This is a genomic window from Shewanella sp. cp20 (assembly GCF_000832025.1).
Taxonomy (GTDB): Bacteria; Pseudomonadota; Gammaproteobacteria; order Enterobacterales; family Shewanellaceae; genus Shewanella.
In genome coordinates this window covers 1-5,785 of record NZ_JPII01000057.1, presented here as the reverse complement: position 1 = coordinate 5,785, position 5,785 = coordinate 1, and the positions used below count along the sequence as shown (strand labels likewise).

2 protein-coding genes are annotated in these 5,785 nt (G+C 50.9%); both read left to right on the top strand.

What is annotated here, in order from left to right:
- A partial coding sequence (locus DB48_RS19560) for a beta strand repeat-containing protein (protein ID WP_041511863.1) occupies positions 1-4,821 on the top strand: 4,821 nt, incomplete at its 5' end.
- A gap of 134 nt (positions 4,822-4,955) precedes the next feature.
- A partial coding sequence (locus DB48_RS19555) for a cysteine peptidase family C39 domain-containing protein (RefSeq protein ID WP_041511864.1) occupies positions 4,956-5,785 on the top strand: 830 nt, incomplete at its 3' end.

Below are 5,785 nucleotides of genomic sequence, written 5' to 3'. Positions count from 1 at the left end.
GAAAGTGCGACCCTGACCATTACTGTCACCCCAGTAGATGATCCATCTGTACTGGCCAACGACAGCAACACCGTGGCAGAAGACACCGTCGCAAGCGGTAACGTGCTCGATAACGACAGCGATATCGACAGCGAACTGTCAGTGGTCAGCTTCAGCGTCGACGGTCAAACCGTTAACGCTGGTACTACCGTCGAGCTAGAAGGTGGCAGCCTGGTGATCAACGCCGATGGCTCTTACACCTTTACGCCAAACCAAGATTGGAACGGCAACGTGCCGGTGGTGACCTACACCACCAACACCGGTGCCACCGCCACCCTGACCATCGTGGTCACGCCTGTGGACGATGCCACCAACGCCGTCAATGACTTCAACACCGTCGACGAGGACACCGTCGCAAGCGGTAACGTGCTCGATAACGACAGTGACGTCGACAGCCAACTGTCAGTGGCCACCTTCACTGTCGACGGTGATAACACGGTCTACAACGCCGGTGACAGCGTTGATCTCGACGGCGGTACCCTGGTGTTGAACGCCGATGGCTCTTACACCTTTACACCAAACCAAGATTGGAACGGCAACGTGCCGGTGGTGACCTACACCACCAACACCGGTGCCACCGCCACCCTGACCATCGTGGTTGACCCAACTGTCGACGGTGGCAGCAACGTTGACCTTACAGTCGATGACGCCAACACACTTGCCTCAGCAACCGACACTGACAGTTCAGGGCTAAGCTTCACCGCAGGCGTATACGATGTCACCAGTTTTGCCTTTACTAATATTGGCGATATCAATGTTAGCGGCCTTGACGCCAACATTAGCTGGGACCTTGATGCCTCGGGTAACCTGATCGGCAGCATAGACGGCACACCGGTATTACAGCTCAGTCTATCGGGTAGTAACATCAGCGCGGGCGCCACCGGTTCGGTAACTGTTTCAGTGACCCTGCTGGATAACTTGCCACACGGCGCAAACGTCGATGACATTGTCATCAATGGCATCACTGTAGAAGCGACAGATACAAGTAATGCAACCGCCACGGGTTCTGTATCCGTGAAGGTTATCGACGACGGCGTCACGCTCGATCCGCTAGACCTTGCCGGTGACAATGCCGCAGGTATCTATGATGGCGTTATCAATGTCGACGGCGCAGATCAAGACTTTAGTGCAGACCTCTCAGGCAATATTTCGGGCGGGGGAACCTTCTCCGACTCAGGCATTACCGCCGGTGGTTTGACCGTGTTCTACTATGTCGATCCGGCCAATCCAGGCATACTCATTGCCTATTCGGATACCAGTGGCACACCTTCGGCTTACGATTCTGGCAACGGTGCGCAATCGGTGATATTTACCCTATCTATCGATCCGAATAGCGATAGCTACCAGCTAGATCTGAAGCATGCCATCGATGAACTCAGCACAGTGACTGTAGCCAACATGAGTGGTGGTAAAGGCGGTAACACGCCAGCAGCCTATGTGATGGCCGATGGTACAATTTATAACGATATTAATGATGTAACGAATCCGAATGACATTGCATTCACCTTAACGTCTACATCGGGCAGCATTGCAAGCACCGTCAATGGCAACACCAATGGTTTCGGCGCACAAAACGCCTGGGTCGATCAAGGCGAAGCACTCATCATCGACTACGCCAATGAGGTAGCCTCCGCTTCGATCAACTTTAGCGGTGCCACCTATATCCATTACAAGGCCTACGATGCCAATGGCAACTTGCTGGGTGAAGGCGACATTACCAGCGGACAAACCATTGGGAACCTTGGCGAAATTAGCTATATCGAAGTGTCCACCAGTGCGCAAGGGGGGCATGCCAACTTCCAGTTTACTGGTACGTCGGCAGAAAATATCGTCAGCTCTACCGTAGATGTAGATCTCGACTTCACAGTCAATGTTACTGACAGCGATGGCGATACCTCTACAGGTTCTATCCATATTGACCTTGATGCACCTGGCAGCACAACTACGGCACCAACGGCGCTGACTGCCAATGCAATCTCCACCTTAAGCGAGGGCGACCTATACAAAGATGGCACCGAGTCCGACTTACAGACGCTGCGCTTCAAGTCTGGCAGCGAGTCGATTACGGCATTCCAGTTTGGCGATACGGATAATATCCAAGTCTCTGGTGTCAACGCCAAGATAAGCTGGTCATTTAACGAGAACGGACAACTCATAGGTACCTTCATGGGTAAAGAGGCTATCCGCCTGACCCTGAATGGTAATCGTATCGAAAGTGGCGAAGAGGGAAGCGTTAGCGTTACTGCCGAACTATTGGCCTCTTTCCCACATAATGTTTCTAGCGAGAATCTAGTAATTACCGGCATCAACATTGTCGGCGTCGATGCTCTGGGGCAGAAGGCTGTTTCCACTATCACAGTCTCTGTCAGTGACTATGCAGAAGCGGTAAATGATAGTGTTCGCGGAACAGAAGATCATGATCTTTCAGGCAATCTGCTCACGAATGATATCGATCCTGACGACGAGTTATCTATCGTTAGCTTTAAGCTATCAGGAAAGACATATCAGGCAGATGGCAGCATCATTAACCTTACCGAAGGCAAACTGAGTATCCACGCAGATGGTCGCTTTACGTTCGAACCAAATCAGCATTGGAGCGGTACGCTGTCACAGATTGAATATCTCACCAATACGGGTGACACGGCTATTCTCGATCTGAATGTCGTAGCTGTCGCCGATGCTCCGATACTGAGCGCAAGTACAGGTGACGTAGTCCAAGGCGAAGTAGCCCTGGATATAAACGTGGCACTCGTCGACAGAGATGGTAGTGAGTCACTGACAGACGTTACCATTCAAGGTGTCCCAAGTGGCGTCTCGTTATCCGCCGGTACTCTCAACGCCGATGGCAGCTGGACAGTCAGCGTTAACCAATTGGGCAACCTCAGCATCAAGGCGGACGATAGCTACAATGGCGATCTGGAATTCACCTTGACCATTAAGGCAAGCTCAGTTGAGCAAAGCAACTCTGATAGCGCCTCTAGCCAGACTATGCTGGATGTTTCGCTGAGAAACTACCACTATGACAACGGTACAGATGGCGACAACGTGATCAATGGTGGCGAAGATAATGATGTCATTGTCAGTGACACAACTGGCATACAGGTAGTACAGGGCGAAAACTACAATGTCGCCTTTATCCTGGATTCGTCAGGAAGTATGGGCTCGAATCGAATTGAGTCGGCTAAGGATCAGCTGCTACAGGTCTTCAATACATTGAAGGCCAGCGTGGGTGGCGCTACCTCAGGTACGGTGAACGTATTACTTGTCGACTTCAATAGCGGCACTAAGGCACATGTGGCCGTTAATCTCGCCGATTCAGATGCTATCTCTAAATTAGAGAGCGTACTGAACGAAATCAGCAGCGACAACGGTAGAACCAACTACGAGGCGGCATTTGAGACTGTCATCGATTGGTTTAGTCATGGTTCGGCAGCTAGCAATACAGGAACCAACCTGACCTACTTCATTACAGATGGTGAAACCAACAACTACAACGTTGATGCCGATCCTGAAGATGTGTGGGTTTATTATACCGATAATTACAGAAGCGGAGACGATAGAACCCTATCAGATCTTCTTGATGATTATACTCCAGGCAAAGAGTTAACTTATCGCGGAAAAGTGATAATTGACGAATACGGCAACATCAACTACTGGTCGGGCTATTCAAGATACGATATGGATAGTCGCCAAATTGGCTCTATCAGAGTAGACGAAAATGGCGACTACTATGTCGCGAAGATAGCCTCTGGATACAGCAATGGTAACGGTACAGACGTCACGGCAGAATCTGAAGCATTGGCGGCCTTCCAAGTGCTTAACACTCTTTCTAATGTCGAAGCCATCGGCATAGGCAGCGGTATTAGCCTGAATAAGCTTACCCCTTATGATTCAGATGGCAACGTAGCCACCAACATCAACGTCAGCGATCTGGCCAGCATCATCCTGGGCTCTAAAGAGATGCTACTTCAAGGTGATGACACGGTTAACGCCGGCGAGGGCCACGACATAGTGTTTGGCGATCTGGTTCAGTTCGACGGCATTGACGGCCAGGGCTACGCAGCGCTGCAGAAATTTGTGGCACAGCAACTGGGTGAAGATGCTTCAACTGTCACCATACAAGATGTTCACGAATTCGTGGCGGCCAATCCAGCGCTGTTCGATACCTCACGAGATCATGACGGAGACGACATTCTTGCCGGTAATCAGGGCAACGACATCCTCTTCGGTCAAGGCGGCAATGACGAGCTTCACGGCGGCAGTGGCGATGATATGCTACTAGGCGGCCATGGCAGCGACATGCTGATCGGCGGTGCCGGCGAAGATATTCTCATCGGTGGCCTGGGCGATGACACCCTAACCGGTGGCACAGGTAAGGCCGATAGCGAAGCCGATACTTTCGTTTGGCAGCAAGGTGATACGGGTACCGACCACATTACCGATTTCGATATCAACCAGGACAAGCTGGATCTAAGCGATCTGCTCCAGGGCGAAAACGGCGGTAACTTGGAAGACTACCTGCACTTCACCGTTGATAACGGTTCAACTACCATCGAAATTGATGCCAATAACGATGGTCATGTGGATCAGACCATAGTGCTCGATGGTGTCGACCTGAGCCACCTGGGGACAACAGATGGTCAAATCATCAACGGTCTACTCGGTTCAGAAGGTAATGGGGCGTTGATCGTAGACAATGCCGACGTGAACCAGGCTGCTTCCAGCTTTGCCGTACCAACGACCCAAGACGATGATGGACAGATCCAGCATCTAGTACCTTAATCAAGGTCAGTAATGAATGACACCAACTAGTTTCGGCTAATTGGTGTCATTTTTACTTTGGTGATGTTTTAGTATTACTTCTATAATTGTTCTACGATAATTTTATAATAAAATCTTAAGGATAAGCTTTTAAGGTGCAAGCTTCAGCGTCTCCAAAAACTGAACAATGGACAGTTTCAGCCTCCCAAAGAGTGACTGTTGATCCCTTGTTAGACAGTTTAGTGTTATTGACAGAATACTTTGGCAGCCCCTGTTCCAGCGAGTCATTAGCCGCTGGACTGCCGCTGTCGGGGAGTATTTTGACACCCGAACTTGTCCCTCAGGCAGCAAGCCGAGCCGGGTTGGCGGCCAAGTTGACTCGTAAAGGGCTGGACCAGATCTCCCCGATCCTCCTGCCTTGTATCTTGCTGCTAAAAGATAAGAATGCCTGTCTGCTACGAGAAATCGATATAGACAAAGACAGGGCTGTGATTCAGTTGCCAGAAACCGGCGGCGAAGAAGTGCTCAGCATAGAAGCGCTCGAAGCCATGTACGTCGGGTATCTGTTTCTCGTTAAACAACAGTACCGTGGCGACATGGGACTGGATGTGCATCTGCACGACAGTCGTACCCACTGGCTTATCCAAACCCTGAAAGATTCGGCGCCCATCTACCGAGACGCGTTAATCGCCTCTGTGCTGGTAAACCTGTTCGCCTTGGTATCGCCACTGTTTATCATGAATGTCTATGACAAGGTGGTGCCTAACCTCGCCTTCGAGTCCCTATGGGTACTCGCCATTGGCGCCGGCATCGCCTATATCTTCGATCTGATCATGCGCCAGCTCAGGGCCTACCTGATCGATGTGGCGGGCAAGAAGGTCGACATCATAGTATCATCGAGGCTTTTCGCTAAGGCCATCGGCATCCCCTTAGAGAAACGCTCCCCCAGTATCGGCGGCATGGCACGCCAGTTGGGCGAATTTGA